A 16,347-nucleotide genomic window follows, 5' to 3' on the forward strand; every position below is an offset into this window, starting at 1 on the left:
GAGGGTTTAATCATGTTCAAGCTCGGTGATATCACCGTGAGCCGCAAATTGATCTTGCTGCTCACGTTGGCGTTTGTCGGTTTTGTCTCGCTGCTGTTCATCTCGGCCAACGCGCTCAAACTCAATCTGATGAGTGAGCGGGAGGCGCGGCTCAATGCGGTGTTGGGCCAGGCCATGAGCCAGATCCAGTTTCTGGCCAGCACCCTGCCGGCGGAGCAGGCCCAGCAGGAGGCGCGCAAGCTGCTGACCCACATGCGCTTTGATGGCAACAACTATTTGTTTGTCATCGACGAGAACCGCACCATGCTGGTTCACCCCATCCGCCCCGAACTGGTCGGTCAGAAAATGGGAGAAGGTGGCGCGGCCACCGCCGGGCAGTTCTGGTTCCAGATGGTGGATATCGCCAAGGGGGGCAAACAGGGCACCCTGCAATATGTCTGGACCGGCCCGTCGGGCGAAACCGCTGACAAGCTCTCCATGGTCTCCGGTTATCAGCCCTGGGGCTGGATCCTCGGCTCCGGCATGTTGCTGCAAGATATTCAGCAGACCATCTGGGCTCAATACATGAAGATGGGCACCGCCACTGCCATCGCCATCCTGCTGATGGGGCTGCTGGGCTGGCGCATCACCCACTCGATCGTCGCCCCTCTCGGCCAGATCAACGACGCCATGCAGCGGGTCGCCAAGGGCGACCTGATGGTGAGCATTCCGGTACAGGGCAAGGATGAGCTGGGGGTGGTCGCCCGCTGCACCAACCAGAGTCTCGATGCCATCCGCCATGCCCTGCTGGAGGCCAGTCTGGGGGCTCGCAACGTGGCCGATGCCGCCCTGCGCATCGCCGCCTCTGCCGAGCAGACCAATCAGGCGGTGACCAGCCAGCGGGATCAGTTGGCCCAGCTCGCCACCGCCATGAACGAGATGAGCACCACCATCTCCGATGTGGCCGGTCACGCCGAAAATACCGCGCGGGATACTCAAGAGGCCACCGGTGAAGCCGGGCTCGGCAACCGCGACGTTCACGCCAGCGTGCACGGCATCAGGGCGCTGGCCACCGAGGTGGAACAGGCCACCGTGCAGGTCAATCAGCTCAAGGAGGGGGTGATGCAGATCAGCGAGGTAACCGCCGTCATCAGCGCCATCTCCGAGCAGACCAACCTGCTGGCCCTCAACGCCGCCATCGAGGCAGCCCGGGCTGGCGAACAGGGCCGCGGCTTTGCCGTGGTGGCCGACGAGGTGCGCCAACTGGCCAGCCGCACTCGCCAGTCTACCGAAGAGATCCAGAGCACCATCGCCCAACTGCAGCAACGGGCCGTCACCGCCGCCAACGCCATGGATACCAGCCGCAAACTGGCGGAGAGCAGCGTCAACCAGTCGCAGCAGGCGGGGCAGGATCTCACCCTGATCGTCAACCGCATCCAGCATGTGAGCGACATGGCGACCCAGATTGCCACCGCCGCCGAACAGCAGAGCATGGTCGCCGAGGATATGAACCGCAACGTCAGCGGTATCAATGACTCGGCGCTGGAGATGTCCCAATCCGCCTCGCAACTGGCGCAGGAGAGCGAGCTGCTGGCCGGTCTCTCTCGCAGCCTGGATGAGCGGCTTGCGGTATTCAAACTGGGCAAGGCGTCAACCGCAGCCCCGATGATGGCGCCCGTACCTCACACCTCAGGCGAGCAGCGCGCCCGTCACTGACGGCGTCAACCCGTGTCGCCTTGTCACCCGACCTGCCAGCCCGACTGGCAGGTTTTTTTGCGCCAACAACACGCAATCAGCATGCATCTTATCGCCATATTCAACGGGGATCGGCACAGTTCACCAACAAGAGAACGATTTAAAAACAACTGGTTAGGATTGGCTGCACTCCGTTTGACGGTGTATTTAAACATTTAACTTCAAATAATTAATCAATGAGGTGCACAATGCTGATGGCCGAACATGTGGCCCATCAATACCCATCCAGTCATTTGGCAAACCGACCGAAAGGTCGGGACGCAAAGCCTCCGGTCTACAGACATGTTGTCCAGGATAGCGGGGTTGCCACACGCCAGTGTGCATCGGGGAACTCCCCGGCCAACTGACTGCCCACATCTGTCGAACAGAGGAATGTATGGCAGCAAAAATCCAACTCAATCACATCGCCGCAGTGCTAGCCCTGCTGGCCAGCGGCAGCGCCCTTGCGCATGGCTACATCAAGCAGCCCGAGAGCCGCAACTACCTGTGCAACACCGGCGGCAACAGCCAGTGTGGCGGCGTGCAGTGGGAACCGCAAAGCGTAGAGGGTCCCTCCGGCTTTCCGCAGAGCGGCCCGCAGGATGGTCAAATCGCCTCGGCGGGCAGCCCGCGCTGGAGCGAGCTGAACATCCAGACCAGCGATCGCTGGACCAAGCGCGAAGTACAACCCGGCCCCTTCGCCATCAGCTGGACCTTCACCGCCAACCACGTCACCCGCAACTGGCGCTACTACCTCACCAAGCAGGATTGGAACCCCAACCAGCCGCTCACCCGCGCCTCGTTCGACCTGACCCCCTTCTGCGTCATCGACGGCAACATGGTGCAACCGCCCAAGCAGGTGACCCACAACTGTACCCTGCCGGAGCGCAGCGGTTATCAACTGATCCTCGGCGTGTGGGAAGTGGGCGACACCAGCAACAGCTTCTACAACATCATCGATGCCAAGTTCAAAGATGGCAGCCAGCCGCCGCTGGAGTGGAGCCAGGCAGGCACTATCTACCCCTCCATCGACCTCGCGGTGGGTGACAAGGCGATGACCCGGGTATTCGATGCCAACGGCGAGCGCCCCGAGTTGCAAACCGTGTTGACCATCGCCACTGCCGAGCAGGGCCAGAAGAACAACTGGGCCCACGCCCTCGCCAGCAAGATCAACGCCGAACAGAGCCAGATCCGCGCCGGTCAGCAAGGGGCCGATGGCCAGTTCAATCCTGTCTACGGCATGAACCCCGTCTATCTGAAGCGTGACAGCAAACTGGAGCGAGTCGAGATTGACCTGCAACAGCTGCAACCGCCTGTGGTGGACAGCATCAGCGTCAGCGGTCTGGCCAGCGACTATGTGCTGGACAACGGCAAGGCAACCCTCGACTTTACCGTCACTGCACAGGGCGATCTGGCCGTTTCCAACACCCTCTATGATCACGGCGGCGTCGCCAAGGGTGAAAGCCGTGCAGATATCAAAGACAGCAGCCACACCTTCAGCATGGCGCTGGAAGGGCTCACGGCAGGTCACCACCAGCTGGTGATCAAGGCCACCCCGAAAGCGGGCGGCGAGACCCTCCAGCAGACCATGGATCTGATGTTCAAGGAGCAGAGCAGTGGCGGCGACTACCAGTTCCGCTTCCCGAACGACATCAAGTCCTACACCGCCGGTACCAGGGTGTTGCAGCCGAAAAACGGCAAGATCTATCAGTGCAAGCCCTTCCCCTACAGTGGCTACTGCCAGCAGTGGACCACCACCGCGACCCAGTACGAGCCGGGCATCGGCTCCCACTGGCAGATGGCGTGGGATGAAGTGCACTAATCCACGCTTGGGCACATAAAAAAGGGCGTCCTCTCTAGCAGGGGACGCCCGGAAAAATCAAACCTTGCGGTTTGCATACCAACGGAACCAAGACCTCACTCTTCACTTACTTCACACACTCAACACACTCTTCGAAACAGGGTTTGTCCATTAACCCTGCCATTTTCCTCCTTCGACTATCACATCATTCGGATCGGTATCAGGGCTGAGCTTGTCACGCACATACTGGTCATAGAGTTTCAGCAGGTACTTCTCTTCCCCCAGCTTGGCGAGACGATCGTTGACCCAGTCACGCAGCTCGATATTGCCCTTCTTCACCGCCGGGGCGATGGGATCTTCCGAGCCCAGTTTTTCGGGCAGCACCCGGTAGCCCGGATTCTCCTTGGCCCAGCTGAACAGTACCAGGTTGTCCTGGGCATAGGCATCGCCACGACCCTGGGCCAGCGCCTGCAAGGATTCGGTATTCTTCTCGAACTTGAGCACCTTCCACTCCGGGTGGTTGCGGGTCAGCCAGATGTCGGCCGTGGTGCCGGTGGTCACGATCAGGGTCTTGCTGGCCAGATCGTCGAGCTTCTTGGCCGGACTCCCTTCCGGCACCAGCACCTGTACCGCCACTCGCAGGTTCGGGTTGGTGAAATCCACCACCTCGCGCCGCTCCGGGGTCACCGTCATATTGGCGAGGATCAGATCCACCTTGTCGCTCTGCAGGAAGGGGATGCGACTGGCGGGCTCCACCGCCACGAACTCGATCTTGTTCTCGTCCCCCAGCAGGTCCTTGGCGAAGCGGCGACCCAGATCCGTGTCAAAACCGACGTAGTTCCCCTTCTCGTCCACATAGCCAAACGGTGGTTTGTCGGTGAAGACGCCGACGATGAGCTTGTCCCGCGCCTTGATCTTGTCGAGGGAACCGTCCGCCGCATGGGCAGCGCCGCTGGCGAGACCCAGCCCCAATAAGGCACTAAGCAGAACCGAGGTGATTTTTTTCATGCTGACTCCTTTCGTTTGATGACATTTGTATAAGAAAACTTGGCGAGGAACTGGCGCGCACGCTGGCTCCCGGGATTGTCGAAAAATTGGTGGGGTGCGGCCTGCTCCAAAATGTGGCCGCCATCCATGAAGACGATGCGATCCGCCACCGCCCGGGCGAAGGCCAGCTCGTGGGTGACGATGAGCAGGGTCATGCCGCTGCCGGCGAGATCGCGGATCACCTCCAGCACCTCCTGCACCATCTCGGGATCCAGCGCAGCGGTCACCTCATCAAACAACATCACCTGCGGGTTCATGCACAGCGCCCGCACGATGGCGATGCGCTGCTGCTGACCACCGGAGAGCTGGCGCGGATAGTCATGGCGCCGCTCCCACAGGCCGATGCGGGTCAGCAGCTGCTCGGCTTGCAGCAGCGCCTCTGCCCGCTCCCGCTTTTGCACCTGCAGGGGGCCAAGCAGCACGTTTTCCAGCACCGTCAGGTTGGGGAAGAGGTGATAGCTCTGGAACACCATGCCGATCCGCTGGCGCACCCGCTGCCAGTCGGTGGCACCATCCAGCAGCACACCATCGAAGCGGATCTCGCCCCCCTGAATGGGTTCGAGCCCGTTGAGAGTGCGCAGCAGTGTGCTCTTGCCACAACCGCTCGGCCCCAGGATGACGATCACCTCCCCGGCGCGCACGCTGAGGCTGATCCGATCCAGCACCCGATTCGGGCCGAACTGTTTACTGACAGAACCGAGTTCAAGCAGAGGTGTCATACCGCATTACCCCATTGTTGCTCCAGCCAGCGCGAGGCGAGCGAGAGCGGATAACAGACCAGAAAAAAGAACAGAAACAGCAGACCGTAAATAAGCACCGAGCCATAGGTACGCTCGATGATCTGCTGGCCCACCTTGATCACCTCTACCACCCCGATCAACACCGCCAGCGAACTGGTCTTGATGATGCGGGTGTAGATGTTGATGGTCGGCGGCGTCAGCCGCTGCAACGCCTGCGGCAGCAACACATGGCGATAGAGCTGCCAGGTCGAGAGCCCGAGCGCCAGCCCGGCCTCCTGCTGACCACGGGCGAGGGACCCCAGACCACCACGCACCACCTCCCCCACCTCGCTGGCCCCCCACAGGGCGAGCACCAGCACGGCGCACCAGAAGGCCGGCATATCGAGGCCGAAAAAGATCGGCAACCCGAAGAAAAAGAGATAGAGCCACACCAGCACCGGCACCACCCGAAACAGCTCGAGATAGAGACGCAGCAGCCCCCGCACCAACCGACCGCCCTGTTGCGCCAGCACGCCGTAAGCAACTCCGCCGAGGGTGGCAAACAGGATGGCCAGCAGCGAGATGGTGAGGGTCTGGCCTGCGCCCACCGCCAGCAGTGGCAGTGCCTGCATTAGCAGCTCAGTGACCGAACTGACCATGTTGCAGCCTCCTTTCAACGACTCGCAGAGCAAGCGACAGCGGCAGAAAAATCAGCACGCACATCAATGTCAGTACCGCCAGCATCTCGTAGGTCTTGTAGTAGAGGGCGATGTAATTCTTGGTGGTGTAGAGCAGCTCTGGCACCGCCACTGCCGAAGCCACCGTCGTCTCCTTGAGCAGGAAGATGAAGTTGGCAAACAGCGCGGGCAGAGTGGCGAGCCAGGCCTGAGGCAGTTGCACGTAGCGCAGCAGTTGCCAGCGAGAGAGGCCGATGGCTCGGCCAGCCTCCAGCTGACTGGCGGGCACCGCCTGAATGCCTGCACGCAGCGCTTCGGTCAGATAACCCCCGCCGAGGAAGGTCATGGCGATCACCGCAGTGGCAAATCCGGAGAGCGACAAGCCCAGCGCAGGCAGTCCGAAATAGAGAAAGAACAGCTGGGTCAGCAGCGGCGTGTTGCGGGCCAGCTCGACATACCCGCGGATCAGCGCGCTGAGCGGCCGCTTGTGCAGGCTCAACAGCACCACATTGAGCAGGGCGACCGCCAGCGAGGTGAGGATCACCAGGGTTCCCAGTTGCAAGGTGACCCAGACCGCCTTGCCGAAGGCGGGCAGCGTCGTAAGGATGAAAGGCAAGTCCAGATTCATGCCGGGATCCTCCCGTCACGCTGCAGACGCTGGGGCAGCACAGTGATCGCATCCGGGTACTTGATACCGGCACCGGTATTGAGCACCACTACCTGCTCTCCCCCACGGATCCAGCCAGCCTCGCGCAGTTGACGCGCGGCAGCAAACGCAGCGGCCCCCTCCGGGCAGACAAAGCTCCCTTCACGAGAGGCAAGCTGGCGGATCTCGCTCTGGATGGCCTTGTCATCCACCGCAATGGCGCAACCCTCGGTGCGATAGAGGGCATCCAGCACCAGAAAATCCCCCAGCGCCTTGGGTACATTGATGCCGAACGCCAGCGTTTGGGAGTCGGGCCAGAAGCTCGATTCGGTGGCTCTCTGTTGCCACGCCTGCACAATAGGCGCGCAGCCGCTCGCCTGTACCGCGACCAGTCTGGGCAACGCCCCCTTGACCCAACCCAACTCCTGCAGCTCGCGCAGCGCCTTGTAGATACCGATAAGGCCGACCCCGCCGCCGGTGGGATAGAGGATCACATCCGGCAGGGTCCAGCCCAGCTGTTCGGCAATCTCCAGCCCCATGGTCTTCTTGCCCTCAATCCGGTAGGGCTCCTTCAGGGTTGAGGCGTCAAACAGGGATTGCTCCGCTACCGCCTGCGCCACCTGACGACCGGCGTCGCTGATAAGGCCATCCACCAGATATAGACGGGAACCGGCGAGAGAGGTCTCCAGTCGAGTGATGGAGGGGGCTGCCTGCGGCATAACGATGGTGCTGCGCAGTCCGGCACGGGCACCGTAGAGCGCCCATGCAGCGCCTGCGTTGCCGTTGGTCGGCATGGCGAAGTGAGTGACGCCGAGTTCACGCGCGCGGGAGATGCCCACCGCTGCACCACGAGCCTTGAAAGATCCGGTGGGGATGACGCTCTCATCCTTCATCCAGAGATCCGGAATACCGATCTGCTTGCCCAGCGTAGGCAGCCGTAGCAGTGGGGTGAATCCCTCCCCCAGCGTCACAACGTGGGCGGGATCCCGTACCGGCAGCAACTCGTGATAACGCCACAGGCTGGCCGGGCGCCCCAGCAATGCCGCCGGGTGCCATGCTCGCTTCAGCGCATCGAGATCGTAGCTGGCCAGCAGTGGCGCACCTGCCCGGCTCAGTTGCCAAGGCTGGTCAGCCTCATGGATCTCGCCACTTTCTTGCTGCAACGCAGATGTGATAGGTAGCTATACGGCATGCTTTATCCTGAATGGATCGACTTTGGTCAGTCACTTATTCCATCCTGCAACCCAAGTACCGGATAACAAACAAAATTAACTGGCAAACCTAAGTGAAAAAATTCATATGAAGCCGTCTGTTTTCGCTGGCAATCTCATCTGCCAGCAATAAGGAAGGGGAGCCATTGGCTCCCCTTCTGTCATCTCTTCCGATTCAAATCTGGAAGTCGAGGGCGGGCTCGCTGCCCATGGCGCGGGCCTGAATATCCGCCAGCGCCAGCTCGGGGTTGCAGAGCTGGATAAACTGCCAGGCAAAGTTGTGCTGGAACTGCCCCTGCTTGAGGCCAATCCAGGCGGTGTGGGGGGCAAACAGATGGCTGCCATCGAGCTGCACCAGCCCCTGATCGCGCTGGGTGTCGAACGCCATGTCGGCCAGTATGCCGACCCCCATCTCCAGCTCGACATAGGTCTTGATGACATCGGAGTCCTGCGCCGTCAGCAGGATCTGCGGCTCGATGCCAGCCGCAGCAAAGGCTTCATCCACCCGCACCCGCCCGGTCAGCCCGGCTTGATAGGTGACGATGGGCCAGTTGGCCAGCGCCGCCAACGTCAGATCCCGCTCGCCAGCCAGCGGATGTTGCTCGGGCACCACGATATTGTGGTGCCAGCGGTAGTAGGGGAATGCCACCACCCCTTCGCTCTTGTCGAGCTGCTCGCTGCTGATGCCGATATCCACCTCGCCGGTCTGCACCAGCCGCACTATCTCCTCCGGGCTGCCCTGACGAAGCTCCAGCTGCACCAGCGGAAACTGCTCGCGAAACGCCTTCACCACCCGCGGCAGGGCATAGCGGGCCTGGGTATGGGTGGTCGCCACCAGCAAGCGGCCCGAGTCGCGGTTGGCAAAGGTGCTGGCCAGTTTGCGGATGTTGTTGGCGTCATTGAGAATGCGCTCGGCAATCACCAGCAGCTCCTTGCCAGGCTCGGTCATACCGAGCAGCCGCTTGCCGTAGCGGATAAAGAGCTCGATGCCGAGCTCTTCCTCCAGCTCGCGGATATGGCGACTCACCCCGGATTGCGAGGTAAAAAGGGCATTGGCCACCTCGGTCAGGTTGTAATCCCGACGCGCTGCCTCCCGGATAATGCGTAACTGCTGAAAATTCACCTTGTCGCCTCCTGCGAAGAGTGGGCGACACAATCTGCTCGCCCTCTCATTTTTGTTATTTGGCCGGATCATGCCCCGGCAGAGCGCCTGAACCGGGCGGCCACACCGCCCGCAACACAGCATCAAATCTGATAATCAGGATAGAACTGCGCCTGTCTGGCCACCAGCTTCACCCCCTGACCCGGGACAAACAGCTTGGCCGCCTCCTTGCTCAGCTCCGCCTCGTAGTGGGCCCCTTTGGTCTCTCCATCGCCACGCAGCTCCACCCTAATGCGTGGTCCCATGGGCAGCAGACGGGTAATGGTGGCGCGGATCCCGCCCGGCGCATCGGCTGGCAAGATCTCCAGCTCATGGGGACGGACATAGGCGATGGCGGCACTGCCGTGGGCCAGATGGGAAGCCGACGGCCCGCCGAGCAGCTGCTCGCCGACTCCGAATCCCTGCTCCGCCACCCGACCGCGGAACTGGTTCACGCTGCCGAGGAAACTGTGGACGAAAGAGCTGGCGGGCTGGTCGTAGACCTCGGCCGGGGTGCCGATCTGCTCGACCCGTCCGGCATTCATCAGCACAACCCGATCCGCTACCTCCAGCGCCTCTTCCTGATCGTGAGTCACGAACAGACTGGTGACGTGCAGCTCGTCGTGCAGCTCGTCGTGCAGCTCGCGCAGCCAGCGGCGCAGCTCCTTGCGCACCTGCGCATCGAGGGCGCCGAAGGGCTCGTCCAAGAGCAGTACCTTGGGCTGCACCGCCAGCGCGCGGGCCAGCGCGACCCGCTGACGCTGGCCGCCGGAGAGCTGGGTAGGGTAGCGCTCGGCCACGTGGCTGAGCTGCACCAGATCCAGCAGCTCCTTGACCCGGGCGCGAATGGCCGCCTCGGCCGGGCGCTCACTGCGCGGCTTGACCCTAAGGCCAAACGCCACGTTCTCGAAGACTGTCATATGGCGAAACAGGGCATAGTGCTGGAACACGAAGCCGACATTGCGCTCGCGCACATGGAGATCCGAGGCATCCTCGCCACGGATGATGACGCTGCCACTGTCGGCCTGCTCCAGCCCGGCGATGATCCGCAGCAGGGTGGTCTTGCCACAGCCGGAGGGGCCGAGCAGCGCCACCAGCTCACCGTCGTGAAAGTCGAGGTTGATGTCTGCCAGCGCCGCGTACTGATTGAAATGCTTGTTGAGTTGTTGAACCTGAATGCTCATGGCTGCCTCTTTAAAACGGTGATCAGTGAGATTTGGTGGGCTGGGCACGCAGCCGGGCCAACAGGGTTTCCCCGAGCAGGGTGAAGATCCCGAACAGAGCCAAGAGGCTTGCCACTGCAAAGGCGGCGCCGGTCTGGTACTCGTTGTAGAGGATCTCGATATGCAGCGGCAGGGTATTGGTCTGGCCGCGAATATGGCCGGAGACCACCGACACCGCGCCAAACTCCCCGACCGCGCGGGCGGTACAGAGCAGCAGGCCATACATCAGGCTCCAGCGAATGCCGGGCAGGGTGACGCGCCAGAACATCTGCAGACCGCTCGCCCCCAGCATGATGGCGGCTTCTTCCTCTTCCGGGCCGCGTGCCTCCATCTGGGGCAGCAGCTCGCGCACCACGAAGGGCACGGTAATGAAGGTGGTGGCCAGGATGATCCCCGGGGTGGCGAAGATGATCTTGATGTCGTGCTCGCTCAGCCAGTCACCAAACCAGCCGCGGCTGCCGAACATCAACACCAGCATCAGACCGGCGATCACCGGCGACACCGAGAAGGGCAGATCGATGATGGTGATGAGCAGCTGCCGACCGGGGAAGCGGAAACGGGCGATAGCCCAGGCCGCCGCAATCCCGAACAGCAGATTTAGTGGAACCGCACAGAGGGTCACCAACGCGGTGAGACCGAGGGCGCTCAAGGCATCCGGCTCGCTGATGGCGTGCCAGAAGAAGGCGAGCCCCGGCGTCAGCGCCTGAATAAAGACGGTAGCCAACGGCAGCAGCAACAGGGCGGCAAACCAGCCCAAACCGACTGTGATGAGCAGCCACTTGACCCACTGGGGTTCACGGATCACGACCGGCGCCTTGCGAGCGGGGGTCGCCTCCACAGAGGCCGCCTCAATGGCGATAGCAGATGAACTCATATCCGGCTCCCTCCGATGCGAGACCAGCTCCAGGCCTGCAACTTGTTGATTAGCAGTAACAAAATGAACGAAATCAGCAGCATCACCACGGCGATGGCGGAGGCACCGGCGTAGTCATACTCCTCCAGGTGGCTCATGATCATCAGCGGCGCGATTTCCGAGACCATCGGCAGGTTGCCGGCGATGAAGATGACGGAGCCGTACTCCCCCACCCCACGGGCAAACGCCAGCGCAAAACCGGTGAGCAGGGCAGGCACCAGGGTCGGCCAGAGCACCCGCAGAAAGGTCTGCCAGCGATCGGCGCCGAGGCTGGCGGCCGCCTCCTCTTGCTCGGTTTCAGCCTCCCGCAGCACCGGCTGCAGGGTACGCACCACAAACGGCAATCCGATAAAGGTGAGTGCGATGACCACCCCGATAGGGTTGTAGGCGAGCTGAATGCCGAGCGGCGCCAGCAACTGGCCGATCCAGCCGTTGGGGGCGAAGATGGCGCACAGGGCGATGCCGGAAACGGCGGTCGGCATGGCAAATGGCAGGTCGATCAGCGCATCCACCAGACGACGACCGGGGAAGGTGTAACGCACCAGGATCCAGGCCAGGATCAGGCCAAACAGGCTGTTGAGCAGCGCCGCGACAAAGGCCGCACCGAAGCTCAGGCGAAAGGAGGCGAGCACCCGGGGTGAACCGATCACCTGCCAGAACTCGGCGGCGGTCAGGTTGTTGATCGCAAACAGCACCAGGGCCGAGAGCGGCAACAGCACCAGCAGGCCCAGATAGAGCAGGCTGAACCCCAAGGTGGGGCCAAAACCGGGCAGGACAGAATAAGAACCAAATCGCATAACACATCCATCTGTTATGAAGAATTTTCGATATGGTGATTCTGCTCACTCCCCTCATCGGCAACAAACACCATTTGCGACTTTGCTAATTACTTTTTTATCTAACAACGGTGGGACAAGGCTTTTAGAGCGATCCAAATAAAAAAAGGTCTTTTATATAAATAAAAGACCTAAGAAATGGAGCAATACGGAGCGGAGCATTCAAAGAACGGGGGCATGGAGTAGCCAGCGAACAGCGCGCTCGCCAACCCTCCAACCACTTCACAGATACCTAGCGAAAGCCCAGTACGACCGGCCGGGGCGATGCGGTCTTGACCGGTGCCACCACCAGCTCACCACGGCGGTAGAGAGCCCCCAGCAAATGCAGCCCCTGATGCCAGTCCCCATGACCGGACTGGGCATTGATATGGCCCGCCTCACCGGCATCGAACAGCGGCACCTGCCACTGGCGACTCCAGTATTCGGCCCGTTCAAAGCTCATCCAGGGATCGTTGCGGCTGGCCACCAGCTGGGCCGACACCTGCAGCGGCCCGGCCAAGGCCTCATCCACAATGCCAAAACGGGCAGGATCGGCGGGCGCCACCAGAAAGATCGAGGCCACCTTCTCCGGCTGCAAGCGGGCCGCCGCGATGGCAGTCAGGGCGCCGAAAGAGTGGGCCACCAGATGGACCCGGCTGCGGCGACGTTTCAGCTTGCTCGCCAGCTTGGCACTCCAGACCCTGAGGTCCGGCTTGTCCCAAGGTAGCCCGGTCATCCGCTGCCATTGGGGAAAATGATCGTGCCAGCGGCTCTGCCAGTGATCCTGCCCACTGATGTGCAGACCGGGAACCAGGAGGATCTTGTTCATCTTGGTGCTCCTATCGGCTGGCACAGGGGCCAGTGCTAAAGATGGGGTAAGAGCTTGTCAGCCTCAGCCACCCGGTTGATAAATCTGGTCAAACAGACCGCCCTGGGCGAAGTGTTTCTTCTGGGCCTTCTCCCAATCCCCTTCCAGATCCTTGACGGTAAAGAGAGCAAGCTGCGGGAACTGCGCCGCCGTCTCCTTCAGGATCGCCGGGTTGCTAGGGCGATAGTGATGTTTGGCGACAATATGCTGCCCCTCGTCAGAGTAGAGATAATCGAGATAGGCCTTGGAGACCGCCTCGGTACCGTGCTTCCTGGCCACCTTGTCCACCACCGCAACCGGCGGCTCCGCCAGAATGGAGACCGAAGGCACCACCAGTTCGAACTTGTCGCTGGCACCCGTCTGACCGAGCACCAGCAGGGCTTCGTTCTCCCACGCCAGCAGCACGTCACCAAGACCGCGCTCGGTAAAGCTGGTGGTGGCGCCACGAGCGCCGGAGTCCAGCACCTTCACGTTCTTGTAGAGATCGCCGACAAACTGCTTGGCCCCCTCTTCACTGCCGCTCTTCTTCAGGGCGTAACCCCAGGCGGCCAGATAGTTCCAGCGAGCCCCGCCGGAGGTCTTGGGGTTGGGGGTGACAATGGCGACATCCTTGCGCACCAGATCGTCCCAATCCTTGATCTGCTTGGGATTGCCCTTGCGCACCAGGAAGACGATGGTAGAGGTATAGGGCGCAGCGTTGTTGCCAAGGCGGCTCTGCCAGTCGGTGGCGGTCAATCCCGCCTTGGCGACGGCATTGACGTCGTAGGCGAGCGCCAGCGACACCACGTCAGCTTCCAGCCCATCCACCACGGCGCGGGCCTGTTTGCCGGAGCCACCGTGAGACTGGCTCACCACCACGTCGTCGCCGGTCTTCGCCTTCCACTCCTTGGCAAAGGCGGCGTTGTACTCCTGAAACAGCTCGCGGGTCGGATCGTAGGAGACGTTGAGCAAACGGATCTCGGCGGCATTGGCCTGGCCAAATGCCAGCAGGGAGAGCAGGGTCAGGGCGGTCATTCGCAGTTTCATGGTGATTCTCCATATCTTGTTGGGTTGAGAACAGCATGCCGTGGAGTTGTTATGCCCAGAAGGAAGAAATAACTCTTTGCTTATCTCTTTTGCTCATATCAGCCACTTGCACCGGGAGCCGGACGCAGACTCTGTGAGCCACGCCCCTCTGCCTCCTTACGCCCTGTGCCATCATGGGATCAGGCAGCAACAACGCGAAAAGGAAGCCGCCATGTGGATCAACGCCGAACCCGTCAATGGAGCCCTGGTCTCGCTGGCCATCGGTCTTATCATCGGGCTGGAGCGGGGCTGGCAGGTGCGCCAGCTGGGGGATAACCAGCGCATCGCCGGGATGCGGACCTACGGCCTTATCGGCCTGCTTGGCGGGGTGTGCGGTTTGCTGTTGCCCACCCTGGGCCCCTGGCTACCGCTGCTCGGCCTGCTGGCGGTGGTGGCCGGCTGCGGCCTCTCGGTCTGGCTGGCCCAGCGCTGGCAGGGGGAGTTCGGCCTCACCAGCTCGGTGGCCATGCTGCTCACCTACCTGCTCGGCCTGATGTCGGTGCTGCTCAGCCCGAGCGAGGCGGTCGCCTGCGCCGTACTGGCCGCCCTGTTGATGGGCTTGAAGGGGCAGATCCAGCAGGGGATGCTGTTTCTGAGTGAAACCGAATTCCACGCCACCCTGCGTTTTCTGCTTATCTCGCTGGTGCTGCTGCCGGTGCTGCCCAACGAGGAGATGGGGCCCCTCGATGCCTTCAACCCCTTCAAGATCTGGCTGATGGTGGTGGTGATCGCCGGCATCTCGTTTTGTGGCCACTTCGCGGTGCGGCTGCTCGGCACCCGCTCCGGGCTGGTGCTCACCAGCATACTGGCCGGGCTGGCCTCCTCCACCGCCCTCACCCTGCAGTTTGCCCGCCTTAACAAGGAGCAGGGCGGGCTGGAGCGACTGCTGGCCACCGGCATCCTGCTGGCAGGGGCCACCATGTGGTTGCGGCTGCTGGTGCTGGTGCTGCTCATTCACAGCGAACTGGCTATGCGCCTCGTCGCCCCCCTGTTGCTGCTGGCCACCACAGTCTACGGCTTTGCCTTCTGGTTCTGGCGTCAGCGCGAGGAGCTGACCGACGGCCCGGTAAAACCGGAAACCAGCAACCCGCTCGATCTGGCCACCGCCATCAAGTTCGGTCTGCTGCTGGCACTGATCGGCTTTATGGCCACCCTGCTGCAAGACAAGGTGGGCAACTCCGGGGTCTATCTGCTGGCGCTGGTGTCGGGGATCACCGACGTGGACGCCATCACGCTGTCGCTCTCCCAGCTATCCCACAAGGAGCTGGCGCTGGAGGTGGCCGCTCGCGGCATCCTGCTGGCCGGACTGGTCAACTCGCTGGTGAAGGGGTTGCTGGCGCTCGGCATTGGCGGCCGCAGTCTCGGGCTGCGGGTGTTGCTCCCCTACTTCATCTCGGCCCTGCTGATCCTGCCCCTCGTCTGGCCCGCAGGTTGACGAGGATCACCTGCAACAAGTGACAGACTGACGACCCCCTGACTGTCACGTATACTGCCTGCTCTTGCAGCATGAGGAGGTAGCAATGGCGAGCGACTGGGACAAGGTACTGGCAGGTGGGGCACTGGATAGCCAGAGCGAGGAGATAGCCAACGACCGGATCCGCGGTCAGGCGCTGCTGGCCAAGCTCAACGGTTCATCGGCGGGCGATGCTCCTCTGCGCCAGCAGATCTGCCGCGAGCTGTTCGGCCACTGCCCGGACTCCTGCTGGATCAGCACGCCGTTTACCTGCGAATTTGGCCGCAACATCCACATCGGCGAGAAGACCTTCTTCAACTTCAACGTCACCATTCTCGACGTGGGCGAAGTGCACATCGGCAGCCATGTGCTGCTGGCCCCCAACGTGCAGATCTACACCGCCACCCACACCATGAACTATCTGGAACGACGCAACTGGACCGCCTACAACAAGCCGGTGCGGATCGGCGATGACTGCTGGATTGGCGGCGGAGCCATCATCTGCCCCGGCGTCACCATAGGACCACGCTCCATCGTTGGTGCGGGCGCCGTGGTGACCCGCGACATCCCGGCCGACTCGGTGGCGGTGGGCAATCCGGCCAAGGTGATCCGCACCCTCAAGCAGGACGAGGAGCGCTGCTGGGAGTTGGCCCAATGATGGCGCTGGCGCTGCTGCCACTGGGCGCTGCCCTCTGGCTCGGCCTCGGCGAGCAGCAGTGGTGGCCGCTGGCCGTGTTGCTCACCATGAGCCTGCTCACGGTGGCCGCCTACGCCTGGGACAAGCGGCAGGCGGTACGGGGTGAATGGCGCATTCCCGAATCTAGGCTCCATCTGCTGGAGCTGTGCGGCGGCTGGCCGGGCGCTCTGGTGGCCCGCCAGTGGCTGCGTCACAAGACCCAGAAGCGCAGCTACCGGCTGGTCTTCTGGTTTATCGTGCTGCTGCACCTCACCCTGTGGGCGCTCTGGGTCGGGCGGCCACTCTGGCAGCAATAGCTGTCTGCGTCACAAAGGGACAATGGGCCCCATTGCGGCCGCCCGGCGGCTGTGAGAAAACA

The 16,347-nt window shown here is 62.1% G+C and carries 15 protein-coding genes, 1 pseudogene and 1 riboswitch; of the genes and pseudogenes, 5 read left to right on the forward strand and 11 right to left on the reverse strand.

The window, feature by feature from the left end; genetic code table 11:
• Positions 1-12 precede the first annotated feature (12 nt).
• Together PG888_RS14170 and gbpA are read left to right on the forward strand one after the other, a co-directional pair.
• Complete coding sequence (locus tag PG888_RS14170; RefSeq protein WP_182938726.1) at positions 13-1,695, forward strand: methyl-accepting chemotaxis protein; 1,683 nt, start codon at positions 13-15, stop codon at positions 1,693-1,695.
• 264 nt (positions 1,696-1,959) lie between these two features.
• Positions 1,960-2,045: riboswitch (cyclic di-GMP riboswitch) on the forward strand.
• A gap of 65 nt (positions 2,046-2,110) precedes the next feature.
• Positions 2,111-3,535, forward strand: a complete 1,425-nt coding sequence (gene gbpA / locus PG888_RS14175) for an N-acetylglucosamine-binding protein GbpA (protein ID WP_182938725.1) — start codon at positions 2,111-2,113, stop codon at positions 3,533-3,535.
• Between the two features lie 150 nt (positions 3,536-3,685).
• Here gbpA and PG888_RS14180 read toward each other — a convergent pair whose 3' ends face one another.
• The 11 genes and pseudogenes from PG888_RS14180 to PG888_RS14230 all read right to left on the reverse strand — a co-directional run bounded on the left by PG888_RS14180 (position 3,686) and on the right by PG888_RS14230 (position 13,800).
• The gene (locus PG888_RS14180) at positions 3,686-4,522 is read right to left on the reverse strand and encodes a transporter substrate-binding domain-containing protein (RefSeq protein ID WP_182938724.1); all 837 of its coding nucleotides are present in this window, start codon (positions 4,520-4,522) and stop codon (positions 3,686-3,688) included.
• On the reverse strand, positions 4,519-5,280 hold the full coding sequence (locus PG888_RS14185) for an amino acid ABC transporter ATP-binding protein (RefSeq protein ID WP_058053905.1): 762 nt from the start codon (positions 5,278-5,280) through the stop codon (positions 4,519-4,521). The genes PG888_RS14180 and PG888_RS14185 overlap by 4 nt, the downstream gene beginning before the upstream one ends.
• Positions 5,277-5,939: an amino acid ABC transporter permease gene (locus PG888_RS14190; protein WP_182938723.1), complete on the reverse strand. Its 663-nt coding sequence runs from the start codon at positions 5,937-5,939 to the stop codon at positions 5,277-5,279. The genes PG888_RS14185 and PG888_RS14190 overlap by 4 nt, the downstream gene beginning before the upstream one ends.
• A complete protein-coding gene (locus PG888_RS14195) occupies positions 5,920-6,585 on the reverse strand; it encodes an amino acid ABC transporter permease (protein WP_182938722.1) in 666 nt (221 codons plus the stop codon). The genes PG888_RS14190 and PG888_RS14195 overlap by 20 nt, the downstream gene beginning before the upstream one ends.
• Positions 6,582-7,795 (reverse strand): annotated as a pseudogene (locus PG888_RS14200) (threonine synthase). Before PG888_RS14200 ends, PG888_RS14195 begins: the two are co-directional and overlap by 4 nt.
• 194 nt (positions 7,796-7,989) lie before the next feature.
• Positions 7,990-8,937 (reverse strand): HTH-type transcriptional regulator Cbl, encoded by a 948-nt coding sequence (gene cbl / locus PG888_RS14205; RefSeq protein WP_040096707.1) that lies wholly within the window; start codon positions 8,935-8,937, stop codon positions 7,990-7,992.
• Between the two features lie 122 nt (positions 8,938-9,059).
• Positions 9,060-10,139: a sulfate/molybdate ABC transporter ATP-binding protein gene (locus PG888_RS14210; RefSeq protein ID WP_182938721.1), complete on the reverse strand. Its 1,080-nt coding sequence runs from the start codon at positions 10,137-10,139 to the stop codon at positions 9,060-9,062.
• Positions 10,140-10,161: 22 nt separating this feature from the next.
• Positions 10,162-11,052, reverse strand: coding sequence for a sulfate ABC transporter permease subunit CysW (cysW, locus tag PG888_RS14215; RefSeq protein ID WP_005343065.1), 891 nt, complete (start codon positions 11,050-11,052; stop codon positions 10,162-10,164).
• Positions 11,049-11,888: a sulfate ABC transporter permease subunit CysT gene (gene cysT, locus PG888_RS14220; protein WP_040067348.1), complete on the reverse strand. Its 840-nt coding sequence runs from the start codon at positions 11,886-11,888 to the stop codon at positions 11,049-11,051. The genes cysW and cysT overlap by 4 nt, the downstream gene beginning before the upstream one ends.
• Before the next feature lie 271 nt (positions 11,889-12,159).
• The gene (locus PG888_RS14225; RefSeq protein WP_182938720.1) at positions 12,160-12,735 is read right to left on the reverse strand and encodes an RBBP9/YdeN family alpha/beta hydrolase; all 576 of its coding nucleotides are present in this window, start codon (positions 12,733-12,735) and stop codon (positions 12,160-12,162) included.
• Positions 12,736-12,798: 63 nt separating this feature from the next.
• Positions 12,799-13,800, reverse strand: a complete 1,002-nt coding sequence (locus PG888_RS14230; protein ID WP_075113855.1) for a sulfate ABC transporter substrate-binding protein — start codon at positions 13,798-13,800, stop codon at positions 12,799-12,801.
• 211 nt (positions 13,801-14,011) lie between these two features.
• On the opposite strand from PG888_RS14230, the gene PG888_RS14235 reads away from it, so the two are divergent.
• The 3 genes from PG888_RS14235 to PG888_RS14245 all read left to right on the forward strand — a co-directional run bounded on the left by PG888_RS14235 (position 14,012) and on the right by PG888_RS14245 (position 16,285).
• Positions 14,012-15,274 (forward strand): MgtC/SapB family protein, encoded by a 1,263-nt coding sequence (locus PG888_RS14235; protein ID WP_182938718.1) that lies wholly within the window; start codon positions 14,012-14,014, stop codon positions 15,272-15,274.
• An 85-nt stretch (positions 15,275-15,359) separates the two neighbouring features.
• The gene (locus tag PG888_RS14240; RefSeq protein WP_021230902.1) at positions 15,360-15,950 is read left to right on the forward strand and encodes a sugar O-acetyltransferase; all 591 of its coding nucleotides are present in this window, start codon (positions 15,360-15,362) and stop codon (positions 15,948-15,950) included.
• Entirely contained in the window at positions 15,947-16,285 is a 339-nt protein-coding gene (locus PG888_RS14245) for a DUF1294 domain-containing protein (protein ID WP_076494508.1), read from the forward strand. Before PG888_RS14240 ends, PG888_RS14245 begins: the two co-directional genes overlap by 4 nt.
• Positions 16,286-16,347 lie beyond the last annotated feature (62 nt).

The sequence above is a fragment of the Aeromonas sp. QDB23 genome (genome assembly GCF_027707745.1).
Taxonomy (GTDB): Bacteria; Pseudomonadota; Gammaproteobacteria; order Enterobacterales; family Aeromonadaceae; genus Aeromonas; species Aeromonas allosaccharophila.

Bases quoted from the DNA above. Each gene is read 5' to 3' on its own strand.
- PG888_RS14245 (WP_076494508.1), top strand. From the start codon at position 15,947: ATGATGGCGCTGGCGCTGCTGCCACTGGGCGCTGCCCTCTGGCTCGGC.
- gbpA (WP_182938725.1), top strand. From the start codon at position 2,111: ATGGCAGCAAAAATCCAACTCAATCACATCGCCGCAGTGCTAGCCCTG.
- cysW (WP_005343065.1), bottom strand. From the start codon at position 11,052: ATGAGTTCATCTGCTATCGCCATTGAGGCGGCCTCTGTGGAGGCGACC.
- PG888_RS14195 (WP_182938722.1), bottom strand. From the start codon at position 6,585: ATGAATCTGGACTTGCCTTTCATCCTTACGACGCTGCCCGCCTTCGGC.
- PG888_RS14240 (WP_021230902.1), top strand. From the start codon at position 15,360: ATGGCGAGCGACTGGGACAAGGTACTGGCAGGTGGGGCACTGGATAGC.
- PG888_RS14230 (WP_075113855.1), bottom strand. From the start codon at position 13,800: ATGAAACTGCGAATGACCGCCCTGACCCTGCTCTCCCTGCTGGCATTT.
- PG888_RS14170 (WP_182938726.1), top strand. From the start codon at position 13: ATGTTCAAGCTCGGTGATATCACCGTGAGCCGCAAATTGATCTTGCTG.
- PG888_RS14225 (WP_182938720.1), bottom strand. From the start codon at position 12,735: ATGAACAAGATCCTCCTGGTTCCCGGTCTGCACATCAGTGGGCAGGAT.
- cysT (WP_040067348.1), bottom strand. From the start codon at position 11,888: ATGCGATTTGGTTCTTATTCTGTCCTGCCCGGTTTTGGCCCCACCTTG.
- PG888_RS14210 (WP_182938721.1), bottom strand. From the start codon at position 10,139: ATGAGCATTCAGGTTCAACAACTCAACAAGCATTTCAATCAGTACGCG.
- PG888_RS14190 (WP_182938723.1), bottom strand. From the start codon at position 5,939: ATGGTCAGTTCGGTCACTGAGCTGCTAATGCAGGCACTGCCACTGCTG.
- PG888_RS14235 (WP_182938718.1), top strand. From the start codon at position 14,012: ATGTGGATCAACGCCGAACCCGTCAATGGAGCCCTGGTCTCGCTGGCC.
- PG888_RS14185 (WP_058053905.1), bottom strand. From the start codon at position 5,280: ATGACACCTCTGCTTGAACTCGGTTCTGTCAGTAAACAGTTCGGCCCG.
- PG888_RS14180 (WP_182938724.1), bottom strand. From the start codon at position 4,522: ATGAAAAAAATCACCTCGGTTCTGCTTAGTGCCTTATTGGGGCTGGGT.